Source organism: Erwinia artemisiae (assembly GCF_051400835.1).
Lineage (GTDB): Bacteria > Pseudomonadota > Gammaproteobacteria > Enterobacterales > Enterobacteriaceae > Erwinia > Erwinia aeris.
This window is the reverse complement of the sequence record NZ_JBLFFM010000007.1, coordinates 110,298-126,369: the sequence shown is the minus strand read 5'-3', so window position 1 is coordinate 126,369 and position 16,072 is coordinate 110,298. Positions and strand designations below refer to the sequence as shown.

Sequence of the window (16,072 nt, the reverse complement as noted above, 5' to 3'; positions counted from 1 at the left end):
GGGGCATTTTGCGCAACTCCCTGCGGCGGCGCAACCAGATTTGTGCGGAATTGTGCGCTTTTCAGGCAATTCCCTGTGCCGATTAATTCTGCGCAAACGGTTTCGTAACAGATGGGGATTCTTTATAATGGCGCCCGTTTTCCCCTGTTGCGCCCAAAGAAGCGTCGCCTGGCGCTCTGACGAGAGATCTTTAATGATGGAAATTCTGCGTGGTTCGCCCGCTCTGTCGGCATTTCGTATTAACAAACTGCTGGCCCGCTTTCAGGACGCTCACCTGCCGGTGAGTGACATTTACGCCGAGTACGTCCATTTCGCCGATGTCAGCGCGCCGCTTGACGAGGCTGAAAAAGCCCGTTTACAGCGCCTGCTGAAATATGGTCCTTCTCTCGCCGAACATACCCACGAAGGTCGCCTGCTGCTGGTGACGCCTCGTCCGGGAACGATTTCCCCGTGGTCTTCCAAGGCGACCGATATCGCCCACAACTGCGATCTGCCGCAGGTGACGCGCCTGGAGCGCGGGCTGGCCTTCTACATCAAAGCGCCGCAGCTGACCGAAGCGCAGTGGACGCAGCTGGGCGCGCTGCTGCATGACCGCATGATGGAAGTGGTGCTCAGCGATCTGTCGCAGGCCGAACGGCTGTTCGCGCATCATGAACCGGCTCCGCTCACCAGCGTGGACGTGCTGGGCGAAGGCCGTACGGCGCTGGAGCTTGCCAACCGCAGGCTGGGCCTGGCGCTGGCGGAAGACGAAATCGACTATCTGCAGCAGGCTTTTGAAAAACTCGGGCGCAACCCGAACGACATTGAGCTGTATATGTTCGCCCAGGCGAACTCAGAGCACTGTCGTCATAAAATCTTTAACGCCGACTGGATCATCGACGGCGAACAGCAGCCAAAATCGCTGTTCAAAATGATCAAAAACACCTTTGAGAAAACGCCGGATCACGTGCTGTCCGCCTATAAAGATAACGCGGCGGTGATGGAAGGCTCGCAGGTTGGCCGCTTCTATGCCGATGCGGAAAGCCGCTACGATTTCCATCAGGAAGAGGCGCATATCCTGATGAAGGTGGAAACCCACAACCACCCGACGGCGATTTCGCCGTGGCCCGGTGCGGCAACCGGTTCCGGCGGTGAAATCCGCGATGAAGGCGCAACCGGACGCGGCGCGAAGCCCAAAGCGGGCCTGGTGGGCTTCTCGGTCTCCAACCTGCGTATTCCCGGTTTTGAACAGCCGTGGGAAGAGGATTTCGGCAAGCCTGACCGCATCGTTACCGCACTGGATATCATGACTGAAGGCCCGTTGGGCGGCGCGGCGTTTAACAACGAGTTCGGCCGTCCGGCGCTGACCGGCTACTTCCGTACCTATGAAGAAGAAGTTAACAGCCACAACGGTGTCGAGCTGCGTGGCTACCATAAGCCGATTATGCTGGCCGGCGGTATCGGCAACATTCGCGCCGATCACGTGCAGAAAGGCGAAATCACGGTGGGCGCGAAGCTGATCGTGCTGGGCGGCCCGGCGATGAATATCGGCCTGGGCGGCGGTGCAGCCTCTTCTATGGCTTCCGGCCAGTCGGATGCGGATCTCGACTTTGCCTCGGTACAGCGCGACAACCCGGAGATGGAGCGCCGCTGTCAGGAAGTGATCGACCGCTGCTGGCAGCTGGGCGAAGAGAACCCGATCCTGTTTATCCACGACGTGGGCGCGGGCGGTCTGTCTAACGCCATGCCGGAGCTGGTCAGCGACGGCGAACGCGGCGGCCGCTTCAACCTGCGCGATATCCTCAGCGATGAGCCGGGCATGAGCCCGCTGGAAGTCTGGTGTAACGAGTCGCAGGAGCGTTACGTGCTGGCCGTGTCGCCGGACAAACTGGCGCAGTTCGCTGCGCTTTGCCAGCGTGAGCGCGCGCCTTACGCCGTTATCGGCGAAGCCACGGAAGAGATGCACCTGTCGCTGAGCGACAGCCATTTCGATAACAAGCCGATCGATATGCCGCTGGACGTGCTGCTGGGCAAAACGCCGAAGATGACCCGTGAAGCCGTCACGCTGAAAGCCAAAGGCGAGCCGCTGGCGCGGGAAGGCATTACCGTTGCCGATGCCGTTAAACGCGTGCTGCATTTACCGAGCGTGGCGGAAAAAACTTTCCTGATCACTATCGGTGACCGTACCGTTACCGGCATGGTTGCGCGCGATCAGATGGTGGGGCCGTGGCAGATCCCGGTCGCCAACTGCGCCGTGACCACCGCCAGCCTCGACAGCTATTACGGCGAGGCGATGGCGCTGGGCGAGCGCGCGCCGGTAGCCCTGCTGGATTTTGCCGCTTCCGGCCGCCTGGCGGTAGGCGAGGCGCTTACTAATATCGCCGCCACGCAGATCGGTTCGTTAAAGCGCATCAAGCTTTCCGCTAACTGGATGGCGGCGGCAGGCCATCCAGGCGAAGACGCCGGGCTTTATGAAGCCGTTAAAGCGGTAGGCGAGGAGCTTTGTCCGGCGCTGGGCATCACTATCCCGGTCGGCAAAGACTCCATGTCGATGAAAACCCGCTGGCAGCAGGGCACCGAGCAGCGCGAAATGACGTCGCCGCTTTCGCTGGTGATCACCGCTTTTGCCCGCGTGGAAGACGTGCGCCGCACCGTGACGCCGCAGCTGCAAACCGCCAACCATGACAATGCGCTGCTGCTGATCGACCTTGGCCAGGGCGTGAATGCGCTGGGCGCGACGGCGCTGTCGCAGGTGTATCGTCAGCTGGGCGACAAGCCTGCCGACGTGCGCGATGCGCAGCGGCTGGCGGGCTTCTTCACGGCCATGCAGACGCTGGTGGCGGAAGAGAAGCTGCTGGCCTATCACGACCGCTCCGACGGCGGCCTGCTGGTGACGCTGGCGGAAATGGCCTTTACCGGCCACTGCGGCGTTGAGGCGGATATCGCCGCGCTGGGCAGCGATGCGCTGGCCGCGCTGTTTAACGAAGAGCTGGGCGCCGTCATTCAGATTGCGGCGGCCGATCGTGAATACGTAGAGCAGGTTTTTGCCGCTCAGGGACTGGCGGACTGCGTGCACATGCTGGGCCGCGCGCTGCCTGGCGATCGTTTTGTGATCACCTCCGGCAATTCGGCAGTCTACAGCGAAAGCCGCAGCACTCTGCGTACCTGGTGGGCAGAAACCACCTGGCAGATGCAGCGCCTGCGCGACAATCCGGCGTGCGCCGATCAGGAACATGAAGCGAAGAAAAACGATCTCGATCCGGGCCTGAACGTGAAGCTGACCTTCCGGCCGGAAGAAGACATCGCGGCGCCTTATATCGCAACGGGCGCGCGGCCAAAAGTGGCCGTATTGCGCGAGCAGGGCGTTAACTCCCACGTCGAGATGGCGGCGGCTTTCCATCGCGCCGGGTTTGATGCGGTCGACGTGCATATGAGCGATCTGCTGGCTGGCCGTCGCGATCTGGCGGATTTTCAGACGCTGGTGGCCTGCGGCGGTTTCTCCTACGGCGACGTGCTGGGCGCGGGCGAAGGCTGGGCCAAATCCATCCTGTTCAACAATCGCGTGCGCGACGAGTTTGAAACCTTCTTCCATCGTCCACAAACGCTGGCGCTGGGCGTCTGCAACGGCTGTCAGATGATGTCCAACCTGCGCGAGCTGATCCCCGGCAGCGAAGCCTGGCCGCGCTTTGTGCGTAACCAGTCAGAGCGCTTCGAGGCCCGTTTCAGCCTGGTGGAAGTGGCGGCCAGCCCGTCGCTGCTGCTGGCCGGCATGGCGGGATCGCAGATGCCGATTGCCGTTTCGCACGGCGAAGGCTTTGTGGAAGTGCGCGACGAGGCCCATCTGGCCACGCTGGAGCATAAAGGCCTGGTGGCGCTGCGCTTTGTCGACAACTTCGGCAAGGTGACCGAGCAGTATCCGGCTAACCCGAACGGCTCGCCGAACGGGATCACGGCGGTGACCAACGAAAGCGGCCGCGTCACCATTATGATGCCGCACCCGGAACGCGTTTTCCGCACGGTCAGCAACTCCTGGCATCCGGCAGAGTGGGGCGAAGACAGCCCATGGATGCGGATTTTCCGCAACGCGCGTAAGCAGCTTGGTTAAGTTTAGCCTCAACCTTAAAGGCAGCTTCGGCTGCCTTTTTTTATGTTTTCTGAGCCGATGGTGAACAACCGTTGCAAAATAGCGACAGGCCGTCAATCGGGTGTCTCTTAATGGCGACATTTAACTTATTGATTATGCTGTGTTCCTGAGGTTAATCCTAATCCTGTTCCCGAACGGCGACACTTTCTGCCAGCCGGGCGAACTCTTCTGACGCCATTGCGCCGTACTGTTTTTAAAAAGCTATTTAAAATAAAGCGTTATAATTTAATTCCAAACATGGCATGGAATTTGCTATACTAGGCCCAGCGGCTCATTCACCTGGTTATGACAGCCCTGCGCAAGCGGTCAAGCGCTTCATAACGTTCCGAATGACGCACAATACGGTGCCTGCCGTCCAGCGAGACCGATACAGCTCCGGCTCTATCACACTCAGGGCGCAACGTTGAGTTAGGCACCACCTATTCAGGCATGTCGGGATCCCGGCATCGCATCGCATGACGGCAGGCTCCCTGAGCCTGCCGTTTTTCGTTTTACACTAAGGCTTTCCTCTCGCAGCACACTCCGTTAGCATCGGGCTGACTAAAAACAGGAGAGCTTCCCGTGAAAAAATGGCGTCTGTTTCCCCGATCGCTGCGCCAGCTGGTGCTGATGGCCTTTCTGCTGGTGCTGCTGCCGCTGCTGGTGCTCGCCTGGCAGGCGTGGGAAAGCCTCTCCGCGCTGAGCAATCAGGCGGCCGATATCAATCGCAATACGCTGACCGATGTGCGCCGCAGCGAGGCGATGGCGCGCACCGCGCTTGAACTGGAACGAAGCTACCGCCAGTACTGCGTGCTGGACGATCCGATGCTGGCGAACCTTTATCAGACTCAACGAACCAAATATGCCCGCATGCTGGAAGAGCAGGCGGCGGCGGTGCCCGACGATCGGCTAACGCAGTCGTTGCAGCAGCTGCTGTCCGGACTGGCGAAAATAGCGTGCGACAACAGCAGTCCTGTTAAGACGGCTTCCGACAATCTGGAACGTTTTTCCGCCGTCAACGGCCGGCTGGTGCAGTCCACGCGTGATGCAGTATTTTCACGTGGGCTACAGCTGCAGCGCGAAATAGCCGAACGCGGCCAGTATTTCGGCTGGCAGGCGCTGATCCTGTTTCTGCTCAGTTTAGGGCTGGTGGTGCTGTTTACCCGCATGATCATCGGGCCGGTCAAGGCGGTCGAGCGCATGATCAACCGGCTGGGTGAAGGGCGTTCGGCCGGGCACAATCTCGCGCTGAAAGGCCCGCGCGAGCTGCGTTCTCTCGGCCAGCGGATCTTATGGCTTAGCGAGCGCCTGGCCTGGCTTGAATCGCAGCGACATGAATTCCTGCGCCATATCTCTCACGAGCTGAAAACGCCGCTGGCCAGCATGCGTGAAGGGACGGCGCTGCTGGCGGATGAAGTCGCCGGCCCGCTGACCACCGATCAGCGCGAGGTGGTCGCCATCCTCGACGAAAGCAGCCGCCATCTGCAACGGCTGATTGAACAGCTGCTGGACTATAACCGCAAGCTTTCAGAGGCGCAGGTGGTGCTGAAGCCGGTGGAGCTGCAACCGCTGATCGAGCGCATCGTCAGCAGCCACAACCTCACGGCACGCAAGCGCCTGATCCAGACCGATATTGCCCTGACCGCCACCGCCTGCCGGGCGGATGAAGCCCTGCTGACAAGGGCGATCGATAATCTCTACTCGAATGCGATACACTACGGCGATGAATCCGGTACCATCTGGATCCGCAGCTGGCCGCAGGGCCGCAAGGTCATCATCGAGGTCGCCAACAGCGGCACGCCGATACCGGATGCGGAGCGGGCGATGATTTTTGAGCCTTTCTTTCAGGGAAGCCAGCAGCGCAAAGGCGCGGTAAAAGGCAGCGGTCTGGGCCTGAGCATCGCCAAAGACTGCGTGCATCGCCTGCTGGGCGATCTACAGCTGACCGCCAGTAAAGAGGCCGACGTCTGCTTTCGCATCGAACTTAACTCCATTGGCGAGAACAAATAATGCGATTACCTTTCTTTTTTCCGGCTGCGGGATCGGTTATGCAGCTGGGCAAATACACGGCAGCCGCGCTGCTGGCTGGCCTGCTGGCCGCCTGCGCGAGCGACGCGCCCGGCGCTAAAATCGTGGGTCATAGCGCGCCCGTAGAACCGGAAGCAAAGATAGTGGACTACCGGCTGGTGGACTGCGCCCGGATCTGGGACGTGGAAGAGAGCAAAACCAGCAATCCGCTTTACTGGCTGCGGGCGACAGACTGCGCGGCGCGGCTTTCTGCCGCTGACGCGCGCGCTCAGGCACGCCAGCAGGGCGGCGACAGCTGGCAGGGCGCTTTCAAAGAGGCGGTGCTGATGGCCAACGGTAACGTCACGCCCGTCGAGCGGCGTCAGTATATGCTCCAGCTGGACGCCTTCAGCCGCGACTATCCCGCCGCCGTGCGCCCGCTGCTTCAGCTGTGGCGCGATAACCAAATGGCGCAGCTGCAGCTCTCCGAGGAGCGCACCCGCTACCATCATTTGCAGCAGACCAGCGATGCCCAGCTGGACGCGCTGCGCCAGCAGCAGGCGACGCTGAACAGCGAGCTTAAAGTCACCCGACGCAAGCTGGACACGCTAACGGATATTGAACGTCAGCTCTCCACGCGCCGTTCGCCCGACGGCAGCGACGGCCACAGCGAGAAAAACGACGCGGAAAAAGGAGCGCAGCGATGATAAAAAAATCGGCAAACCTGCTGCTGGTGGATGACGATCCCGGCCTGTTAAAGCTGTTAGGGATGCGCCTGGGCAGCGAAGGGTTTAGCGTATCCACCGCCGAAAGCGGGCCGGAGGCGCTGCGCACGCTGCAAAACGAGCGCATTGATTTGGTCATCAGCGACCTGCGCATGGATGAAATGAACGGTCTGGCGCTGTTTGCCGAGGTGCAGAAAAGCCATCCCGGCATGCCGGTGATTATTCTTACCGCTCACGGCTCGATCCCCGAAGCCGTTTCCGCCACGCAGCAGGGCGTATTCAGCTTTTTAACCAAGCCGGTGGATCGCGACGCGCTCTATAGCGCCATCGATCAGGCTCTGGCACATCGCGCGCCGGCCAGCGACGACGCCTGGCGGGAAAGCATTGTTACCCGCAGCCCGGTGATGCTGCGGCTGCTGGACCAGGCCAGGATGGTGGCGCAGTCCGACGTCAGCGTGCTGATCAACGGCCAGAGCGGAACCGGAAAAGAGATCCTGGCGCAGGCGATTCATGCCGCCAGCCCGAGAGCCGGCAAGGCTTTTATCGCGATTAACTGCGGCGCGCTGCCGGAGCAGCTGCTGGAGTCCGAGCTGTTCGGCCACGCAAAAGGCGCTTTTACCGGCGCGGTGAGCCAGCGCGAAGGGCTGTTTCAGGCCGCAGAAGGCGGCACGCTGTTTTTAGACGAAATCGGCGATATGCCGCAGGCGCTCCAGGTCAAGCTGTTGCGCGTGCTGCAGGAGCGCAAGGTGCGGCCGCTGGGCAGCAATCGCGATCTGGATATTAACGTACGTATTATTTCCGCCACGCATCGCGATCTGCCGAAGGCCATGGAGAAAAAAGAGTTCCGCGAGGATCTCTATTATCGTCTGAACGTGGTGACGCTGCGCCTGCCGGCGCTGCACGAACGCGCGGAAGATATTCCGCTGCTGGCGAACCATTTGCTGAAGCAGTCCGCCGAAAGGCATAAGCCCTTTGTCCGCAGCTTTTCTACCGATGCGATGAAGCGCCTGATCGCCGCAAGCTGGCCGGGCAACGTGCGCCAGTTGGTTAACGTCATCGAGCAGTGCGTGGCGTTAAGCTCCGCGCCGGTAATAGGCGAAGCGCTGGTGGAGCAGGCGCTGGCGGGCGAAAACACGGCGCTGCCAACTTTTGTCGAGGCCAGAAACCAGTTCGAGCTGAACTACCTGCGCAAGCTGCTGCAAATGACCAAAGGCAACGTGACGCACGCGGCGCGCCTGGCCGGACGCAACCGCACGGAATTCTACAAGCTGCTGTCGCGCCATGAGCTGGATGCCTCTGATTTTAAAGAATAGTTTTTTTGTGCCGCATCGCGGTGCAGATATGATAGTTTATCTGCCCGGCAAAAGTGACAGACCGCGCGGCGGATCCTGTCTGCTGCACATATACTGAATACGCTTACCCTCCGGCTGGCGAGGGAACAACAAGGGTCTGCCATGAAAAAGATCGATGCAATTATCAAACCGTTCAAACTGGATGATGTGCGCGAGGCGCTGGCTGAAGTCGGCATCACCGGGATGACCGTGACCGAAGTGAAGGGGTTTGGCCGCCAGAAAGGGCACACCGAACTTTATCGCGGCGCGGAATATATGGTCGATTTTCTGCCGAAAGTTAAAATCGAGATCGTTATCGCCGACGATATTGTGGATACCTGCGTGGAAACGATTATGCGCACCGCCCAGACCGGGAAAATCGGCGATGGCAAAATTTTTGTCTTCGACGTGGCGCGCGTGGTGCGTATCCGTACCGGCGAAGAAGATGAAGAAGCGATCTGAGTCGCCTGCCTTCAGGTAAAAAAGGCCGGACTATCCGGCCTTTTGCGTATTACAGCACTTTATGCGGGCCGAATACCTCATAGTGCACGCGCTCAACGGCTACTCCCATGCTCACCAGCTGTTCAGCGATATGCTGCATAAAGCCGACCGGGCCACAAAGATAGAAGTGCATGGCCGGATCGCTGAGCTGCTCTGCGATCGGCAGCAGATCCATCAGGCCCGGCGTCTGATAGCGATCGCTATCGTCGGGTTGCGGATCCCGATACCAGATATGCTGTGAAAACTGCGCCAGCTGCTGGCCCGTCGCTACAACCTCACCAGCAAAAGCGTGGGTTTTGCCGTTATCCGCCGCGTGCAGCCAGCGTACCGGCGCAGGGTGGTGCTGTTCCGCCAGCACGTGCAGCATCGCCAGCATCGGCGTCTGACCGACGCCCGCTGAAATCAGCGTGACCGGCGTTTGCGGCGTGACATTCAGGAAGAAATCTCCGGCAGGCGCTGCCAGGCGCACCTCGTCGCCCACTTTGGCGTGATCGTGCAGCCAGCCGGAAACCGTTCCGCCCGCCTCATGCCGCACCGCAATCCGGTAATCTTTGCCGTTTGGCGAACGCGTCAGGGAATACTGACGGATCTCCTGATTAGCAAAGCTTTTTTCCCGCAGCCAGACGCCCAGATACTGCCCGGCCTGATAATCGGCTACCGGCTGACCATCAACCGGGCTGAAGACAATACTTTTTATTACTTCGCTTTGTGGCGTAATCTCGCTGATGCGGAACGCGCGCGGCGTCCGCCAGCCGCCCACTTTTTGTTCCGACGCCTCATACAGCTCTTCTTCACGCTTAATAAACACGTCTGCCAGCACGCCATAGGCTTTTCCCCACGCATCCAACACTTCCTGGCCGGGGCTGAGCATCTCATCCAGCGTGGCCAGCAGGTGTTCGCCCACTACCTGGTAATGTTCAGGCTGCACGGCAAAGCTGGTGTGCTTCTGCGCGATTTTCTCAACCGCCGGCAGAATAGCGGGCAGGTTTTCAATATTGCCCGCATAGGCGCAGATAGCGTTGAACAGCGCTTCACGCTGATTGCCGTTGCGCTGGTTGCTCATATTGAAGATGTCTTTCAGCTCCGGATGATGGCTGAACAGCCGATCGTAAAAGTGGGCGGTAAGGGCGGGGCCGGTAGCCAGCAAAGCCGGGATGGTCGCTTTGATGGTGCTGATAGTGCGGGCGTCTAACATGGCGAACTCCTGAGGATTTTTATAAGTTGCATTTTAAATGCATCTTATAGCGAAACGCGTCACGCTGTAAATAACCTTTAACCAGACAAGGGCATTTATTACCATAAAAAAAGGACGATGTTGAAAAACCTGCACGTAGATGATGATGAAACAGACGAGCCGCCACGCCAGGGAAAAAGAGAACTAACCCTTGCCAGCGCTGGAGCCAATCGTTTGCGTAAAAACCCTGCTTTCCGGCTATCCCTGAGCAGGCAAAACGGTTTACACTGTTGGCCTTCGCCCAAAAGGGCCGTTCAATGCCGAATAGATTGTTAGCTGAGTCAGGAGAAGCGGATGTTAAAGCGTGATATGAATATTGCCGATTATGATGCCGAGTTGTGGCAGGCAATGGAGCAGGAGAAAGTGCGTCAGGAAGAGCATATTGAACTGATTGCTTCGGAAAACTACACCAGTCCGCGCGTCATGCAGGCGCAGGGATCTCAGCTGACCAACAAATATGCGGAAGGCTATCCGGGCAAGCGCTACTACGGCGGCTGTGAGTATGTTGATATCGTAGAGCAGCTGGCGATCGATCGCGCTAAAGAGCTGTTCGGCGCCGATTTCGCCAACGTGCAGCCGCACTCCGGTTCTCAGGCTAACTTTGCCGTTTATACCGCGCTGCTGCAGCCGGGCGACACCATTCTGGGCATGAACCTGGCGCACGGCGGCCATCTGACCCACGGCTCCCCGGTTAACCTTTCCGGCAAGCTGTACAACGTGGTGCCTTACGGCATCGACGAGACCGGCAAAATCGATTATGACGATCTGGCCGCGCAGGCGCAGAAGCACAAGCCGAAAATGATCATCGGCGGTTTCTCTGCCTACTCCGGCATCTGCGACTGGGCGAAAATGCGTGAAATCGCTGACAGCATCGGCGCTTACCTGTTTGTCGACATGGCGCACGTCGCCGGTCTGATTGCCGCAGGCGTTTACCCGAACCCGGTTCCGCATGCGCATATCGTAACCACCACCACCCATAAAACCCTGGCGGGCCCACGCGGCGGCCTGATCCTGGCGAAGGGCGGCGATGAAGATTTCTATAAAAAGCTGAACTCCGCCGTCTTCCCTAGCGGCCAGGGCGGCCCGCTGATGCACGTGATTGCCGGTAAAGCGGTAGCGCTGAAAGAAGCGATGGAGCCGGAGTTTAAGGTCTATCAGCAGCAGGTTGCCAAAAACGCTAAAGCGATGGTGGAAGTCCTGCTGGAGCGCGGTTACGACATCGTTTCCGGCGGCACCTATAACCACCTGTTCCTGATCGATCTGGTGAGCAAAGGCCTGACCGGTAAAGAAGCTGATGCGGCGCTGGGCCGTGCCAACATCACCGTTAACAAAAACAGCGTGCCGAACGATCCGAAAAGCCCGTTTGTGACTTCCGGCATCCGTATTGGCTCGCCAGCGGTGACTCGTCGCGGCTTTAAGGAAGCGGAAGTGCGCCAGCTGGCCGGCTGGATCAGCGACATTCTTGACAATATCAACGATGAAGCGACCATCGAACGCGTGAAAAAGCAGGTGCTGGAACTGTGCGCCCGCTTCCCGGTGTACGCGTAAAAGCCATAAGCCTGCGGGATGCTGTATCCCGCTTCAGAACGCCGGAGAATTTTCCGGCGCGACAACGAAACGGGACGCTACGTCCCGTTTTTTTCGTCTGTACATTGCCGGAGGAAAAATGGCAATCCGTTCTGCGTGGTGGCTGGGGCTGGGCTACTTCACCTACTTCTTTACCTACGGCGTCTGGCTGCCGTTCTGGGCCGTCTGGCTGAAAGGCATCGGGCTTGATGCGGAAAAAATCGGCCTTTTATTAGGCGTCGGCATGGTTTCCCGCTTTACCGGCAGCCTGCTTATCGCTTCCCGCGTGACGACGCCTTCGCGCCTGATTAGCGTGCTGCGTCTGCTGGCGGGGCTGTCGCTGCTGTTTGCCCTGGGCTTTTGGTTTAGCGCGTTCTGGGTCTGGCTACTGCTGGTCATGATTGGCTTCAACCTGTTTTTCTCTCCGCTGGTGCCGCTGAGCGACGCGCTGGCCGCCACCTGGCAACGGCAGATTGCAATGGCTTACGGCCCGGTCAGGCTGTGGGGATCGCTGGCGTTTGTTATCAGCTCGGCGCTGACCGGCGTGCTGGTTAACGCTTTCTCTTACCAGGCGATCCTGTGGCTGCTCTGTGCAGGAACGGCGGCGATGCTCGGCGGGATGTTGCTTCGCCCGGCCACCCCGCCGCAGGGGAGCGACAAGGTTGTCGCACGTGCGGGCTGGCAGGACTGGCAGCGGCTGCTGAAATCATCCTGGCGCTTTCTGCTCTGCGTCACCCTGATGCAGGGCGCGCACGCGGCCTATTATGGCTTTAGCGCTATCTGGTGGCAGGATGCAGGCTATTCGGCGAGCGTGGTGGGCTACCTCTGGTCGCTGGGCGTGGTGGCAGAAATTATCGTGTTTGCCTCCAGCAACCGGCTTTTTGGGCGCTGGACCGCACGGGACCTGCTGCTGCTCTCCGGCGTATGTGCGCTGATCCGCTGGAGCCTGATGGCCTCAACCACGGCGCTGCCGCTGCTGATCATAGCGCAGATCCTGCACTGCGGCAGCTTTACCATTTGTCACCTGGCGGCGATGCGCTTTATCGCCGCCAGGGAAGGCGCCGAGGTTATTCGTCTGCAGTCCGTATATTCGGCGCTGGCGATGGGCGGCGGCATTGCGGTAATGACGATAGTCTGCGGGGCGCTGTTCCAGCATCTGCACGGCGATATATTTTGGGTGATGGCGCTGCTGGTGGTGCCGGCGCTGTTTCTGCGGCCGGAAAAGAGCGCTCGCATTGCCGCGAAAACCTAATCGCACTGCGGCTTTGCTAAAATACTCCCCCTTTGCGCGTAGCGCATTGGGGGAAGTACCTCAGCACTTATGCTTGACGATAATGTAGCCGTTAAACCTTATGGCACAATCCTTATCATTCACAAAAGGCGACACAGTTAACCGCACGGGCGGCGGCCTCTCAACAGGCAAAAAGTAAAAATCAGGCAACAAGGTATTCAAAGCCATTGGGCATTGATTTTATGCAAAACAGGCGCTTTGTCCGCAAGTCTAACCTGCTTTTCGCAGGCGTGGGTCAGGACTCCAGCAGCAGCCTGATACGATCCTGCTGATGCGGCTGTAGCGGCAGTTCCGCATGGATTAACGGCGGAGAGTAGAGCGGCAGCGGCGTGGCATAGGGCGTAATCACCAGCGCAATACCCTTTGGGGCGCTGCTGCGCTGATATTCCGCCACGTCCAGATATTTGATGTTCAGCGGCAGCAGCGTCAGTTCGCGGAGCTGCTGTTCGAGCTCTTTTTCCAGCGCGGCATCTTTTCCGGTTAGCAGCAGTACCTGTTTTTCTTGCAGCACGTTTTCCTGCATCAGCCACGCGCCGAAAATAATAGCAATAAGCCCCATCTCTTCTTCAGAAAAACGCAGCGAGTAGCGCTGTTCAAAGCTGACTATTGCCGCCTGGGTGGTACGCAACAGCCGTGGATAAAGCTGCAGAACCTCTTCCGCCAGGCTGTTATCAATGCCGATACCAAACAGGGATCGCTCCAGCGCCTGCGCCATGTGCGTATAGAGCTGTTCGCACAGGCCCTGCACGTTGCCGATACGGTGACCGGAAAGCATCTGAAATTGCTCAATCAGCCGATAAATATCGGCAAGCAGCTGCTGCTCATAGTCATGACGGATCCCGGCGAGGGTGGGCGTATGAAGCTGGCTGAACAGCAGGGCAAGCAAGCAGGCAATATTCGCCTCCGGCGCGGCCTTACAGCGTTTTTGCCAGTGCTGCACAATCTCCTGCGCTACCTGATATTCCCGACGCTTTGCCAGCCAGGCCTGCTGGGCCTCATTAAATGACAGGGGCGCCTGGCGACCCAGCGAATGCTGCATAAACAGCGCCAGAAACTGACAGTCGCGCGGCGTAAACTCTCGTGACAAACCCTGCGCGCAGTGGTGAACCAGCGCATTCAGGTTATGGTCATCATAAAGGGCTTTTTCTATCCGCAGCGTTTGCAGCTGCTGCTTCAGCGCCGGAGAAAAATGCTGCCGAACAAAATCAGGGCTTAGCCGCAGCGCGCGTTTAAGCCAGTGCAGCAGGCACAGCCGCCGATCCAGTTCCGCACCGTCAATCCGATAGCCGTCAGTAGCGTGCTGTAGCAGCGACAGCCGGTGATAGCGCTGGATTTCTGCCGTGACCTCCGCTATATCTTGCCGGGCCACGGAAGGATCCACGCCGTTGAGCTGGCACAATAGCTCCAGCGTGACGCTGCCTGGCAGATAAAGCAGTAATAGCAGATGGCAGCGTCGCTGCGGACTGGAGAAAGCAGCTGGCCCGATTAGAGGTTGAGTCATGATCTGCTGTCCCGATAAAAGTCACCCCGCTAAGAATAGCGTGACCCGGTCGGACTAAACCGACAGCCAGCAGATTTTTTTGTAGCTTTTAAGGCAGGTCACAGATTTTTTCACCGGTTGGATAAGGAGCAGGTATTGTTACGTTATAACATTTTTATCAGGCTGCTGTGCATAGCGCTGCTGATGGTAATGCCGCAAGCATGGAGCCATCCCCATAGCTTTATCGCTATGCAGGCCACGCTGGTGCAGCAGGACGATCGGCTGACCGGCCTGAAAATGCACTGGGTGATGGATGAGATCACCTCCGCCGATTTATTGTACGACGCGGGCAAAGCCAAACCGGATTCGGTGGTCTGGAAAAAACTGGCGGCGGAAGTGATGGCCAACGTGATGGCGCAGCATTATTTCGCCGAGTTTTGGCATAAAGGCAAGCCGGTGAAATTTGGCAACTTACCGCCGGAATACCGGCTGTCGCGAGAGGGAAACAAAGCCGTGCTGGAGTTTATTCTGCCGCTGGACGAACCGCAGCCGCTGGCCGGACAGCGCTACACCTTTTCCATTTTCGATCCGACTTACTTTGTCGATATGACTTTTGCATCCGAACAATCGCTGCATCTTCCGCCAGAGCTGGCGCAGCGCTGCCGATTGACGCTTAAAACGCCCAATCCCAACGCTTCGCTCCAGACCTATGCGCTGTCGCTGGATAAAGCCGATGCGCCGCCTGCCGATATGGATCTTGGCCGTCAGTTTGCCCAAACGGTGACCTTATTATGTCAGTGATGTCCGTAGCGCAGCGATCCCGCAGCCGCTGGCTTCAGGCGTGGCCGCTTTACCTGCTGCTGCTGATATTTATCGCAGCGGGCGCGGCGGCCTGGCTGTACTGGCCGCAATTATTGCTGCAAAGCGTGGTCTGGCAGCGCAATTTGCATGTGGAGATGACGGCGCTGCTGCAGCAGGTGGCGAGCCGGCCGCATCAGGTCGGCCTGACGCTGATGGGGTTCAGCCTGATTTATGGCATCCTGCACGCGCTTGGGCCGGGCCACGGCAAAGTAGTGATCGCAACGTTTCTGGCTACGCATCCCACGAAGATGAACACCAGCATCCGGCTGACCCTGGCCGCAGCCCTCCTACAGGGCGGCGTGGCGATTGCGCTGGTGACGATAATGCTGGTGGTGCTACAGCTCTCTTCCCGCCAGCTGCATGTGGGCAGCTACTGGCTGGAAAAGGGCAGTTATCTGCTGGTAGTCGGGCTGGGGCTGTGGTTGTGCTGGCGAGCGGGCGGCAGAATTGTGCGCCTGCTGAAAAAGCCCCGCCTTGCCGTTAGCCGCCTGATGCCTGTAGAACAGGGCCATCGGCACGGCGCACACTGCGGCTGCGGGCATCAGCACGTGCCGGATAGCGGAATGCTGGATAAGGCGGTCAGCGGTAAAACCAAAGCGCTGGTGGTGCTGTCAATGGGGCTGCGGCCGTGCTCCGGCGCGATTATGATGCTGCTGTTTTCTAAAGTGATCGGCGTTTACGCATGGGGCGTGCTTTCCGCACTGGCGATGGCGGTGGGAACGGCCGTTACGGTAACGGCTATGGCCGTGCTGGTGCAGGTTTCGCGCGCGCTGGCGCTGAAGCTGAGTCGACGAGAAAACGCGCAGAGCGATCGCGCTTTTATCTGGGCAACGCTGTCGCTGACAGGCGGCCTGCTGCTGCTGGCAACCGGCGTAATGCTGTGGCTGAGCGCGCAGCCTGCGTTATCCGGCGGGATACGACCGCTTTTTTAAATGCGCGGCAATAAAAAAGGGCTGAACAAACGTTCAGCCCTT

At 59.0% G+C, this 16,072-nt stretch carries 11 protein-coding genes; 9 read left to right on the top strand and 2 right to left on the bottom strand.

The genetic code is table 11. The features are described 5' to 3' along the window. Positions 1-193 precede the first annotated feature (193 nt). From purL to glnB, 5 genes are all read left to right on the top strand, one after another. Positions 194-4,084 (top strand): phosphoribosylformylglycinamidine synthase, encoded by a 3,891-nt coding sequence (gene purL / locus ACMGEE_RS16045; protein WP_436830336.1) that lies wholly within the window; start codon positions 194-196, stop codon positions 4,082-4,084. 600 nt (positions 4,085-4,684) lie between these two features. After that, positions 4,685-6,112: a sensor histidine kinase gene (locus tag ACMGEE_RS16040; RefSeq protein ID WP_301252049.1), complete on the top strand. Its 1,428-nt coding sequence runs from the start codon at positions 4,685-4,687 to the stop codon at positions 6,110-6,112. A 38-nt stretch (positions 6,113-6,150) separates the two neighbouring features. Beyond that, entirely contained in the window at positions 6,151-6,816 is a 666-nt protein-coding gene (gene qseG, locus ACMGEE_RS16035; protein WP_253459268.1) for a two-component system QseEF-associated lipoprotein QseG, read from the top strand. Next, entirely contained in the window at positions 6,813-8,147 is a 1,335-nt protein-coding gene (gene glrR / locus ACMGEE_RS16030) for a two-component system response regulator GlrR (RefSeq protein ID WP_253459270.1), read from the top strand. The genes qseG and glrR overlap by 4 nt, the downstream gene beginning before the upstream one ends. A 141-nt stretch (positions 8,148-8,288) precedes the next feature. Further along, positions 8,289-8,627, top strand: a complete 339-nt coding sequence (glnB, locus tag ACMGEE_RS16025) for a nitrogen regulatory protein P-II (RefSeq protein WP_125289509.1) — start codon at positions 8,289-8,291, stop codon at positions 8,625-8,627. 49 nt (positions 8,628-8,676) lie between these two features. Here glnB and hmpA read toward each other — a convergent pair whose 3' ends face one another. After that, positions 8,677-9,861 carry an NO-inducible flavohemoprotein gene (gene hmpA, locus ACMGEE_RS16020; protein WP_370734378.1) on the bottom strand — a complete coding sequence of 395 codons (1,185 nt, stop codon included), beginning with the start codon at positions 9,859-9,861 and terminating at the stop codon, positions 8,677-8,679. A 333-nt stretch (positions 9,862-10,194) separates the two neighbouring features. Here hmpA and glyA point away from each other — a divergent pair, with 333 nt between their 5' ends. Beyond that, positions 10,195-11,448 carry a serine hydroxymethyltransferase gene (glyA, locus tag ACMGEE_RS16015; protein ID WP_436830335.1) on the top strand — a complete coding sequence of 418 codons (1,254 nt, stop codon included), beginning with the start codon at positions 10,195-10,197 and terminating at the stop codon, positions 11,446-11,448. 118 nt (positions 11,449-11,566) lie between these two features. After that, positions 11,567-12,718: a 3-phenylpropionate MFS transporter gene (locus ACMGEE_RS16010; protein WP_436830334.1), complete on the top strand. Its 1,152-nt coding sequence runs from the start codon at positions 11,567-11,569 to the stop codon at positions 12,716-12,718. A 274-nt stretch (positions 12,719-12,992) separates the two neighbouring features. Here ACMGEE_RS16010 and csiE read toward each other — a convergent pair whose 3' ends face one another. Next, positions 12,993-14,258, bottom strand: coding sequence for a stationary phase inducible protein CsiE (csiE, locus tag ACMGEE_RS16005; RefSeq protein WP_301252045.1), 1,266 nt, complete (start codon positions 14,256-14,258; stop codon positions 12,993-12,995). A gap of 183 nt (positions 14,259-14,441) precedes the next feature. Between csiE and ACMGEE_RS16000 the strand changes: the two genes are divergently transcribed. Together ACMGEE_RS16000 and ACMGEE_RS15995 are read left to right on the top strand one after the other, a co-directional pair. Next, positions 14,442-15,038 carry a DUF1007 family protein gene (locus ACMGEE_RS16000; protein WP_301730876.1) on the top strand — a complete coding sequence of 199 codons (597 nt, stop codon included), beginning with the start codon at positions 14,442-14,444 and terminating at the stop codon, positions 15,036-15,038. After that, positions 15,029-16,030, top strand: coding sequence for a nickel/cobalt transporter (locus ACMGEE_RS15995; RefSeq protein ID WP_436830333.1), 1,002 nt, complete (start codon positions 15,029-15,031; stop codon positions 16,028-16,030). The genes ACMGEE_RS16000 and ACMGEE_RS15995 overlap by 10 nt, the downstream gene beginning before the upstream one ends. Positions 16,031-16,072: the final 42 nt, after the last annotated feature.

Coding starts and splice junctions, on each gene's coding strand:
- glnB (WP_125289509.1), top strand. CDS start 8,289: ATGAAAAAGATCGATGCAATTATCAAACCGTTCAAACTGGATGATGTG.
- qseG (WP_253459268.1), top strand. CDS start 6,151: ATGCAGCTGGGCAAATACACGGCAGCCGCGCTGCTGGCTGGCCTGCTG.
- hmpA (WP_370734378.1), bottom strand. CDS start 9,861: ATGTTAGACGCCCGCACTATCAGCACCATCAAAGCGACCATCCCGGCT.
- csiE (WP_301252045.1), bottom strand. CDS start 14,258: ATGACTCAACCTCTAATCGGGCCAGCTGCTTTCTCCAGTCCGCAGCGA.
- glyA (WP_436830335.1), top strand. CDS start 10,195: ATGTTAAAGCGTGATATGAATATTGCCGATTATGATGCCGAGTTGTGG.
- ACMGEE_RS16000 (WP_301730876.1), top strand. CDS start 14,442: ATGGTAATGCCGCAAGCATGGAGCCATCCCCATAGCTTTATCGCTATG.
- ACMGEE_RS15995 (WP_436830333.1), top strand. CDS start 15,029: ATGTCAGTGATGTCCGTAGCGCAGCGATCCCGCAGCCGCTGGCTTCAG.
- purL (WP_436830336.1), top strand. CDS start 194: ATGATGGAAATTCTGCGTGGTTCGCCCGCTCTGTCGGCATTTCGTATT.
- glrR (WP_253459270.1), top strand. CDS start 6,813: ATGATAAAAAAATCGGCAAACCTGCTGCTGGTGGATGACGATCCCGGC.
- ACMGEE_RS16010 (WP_436830334.1), top strand. CDS start 11,567: ATGGCAATCCGTTCTGCGTGGTGGCTGGGGCTGGGCTACTTCACCTAC.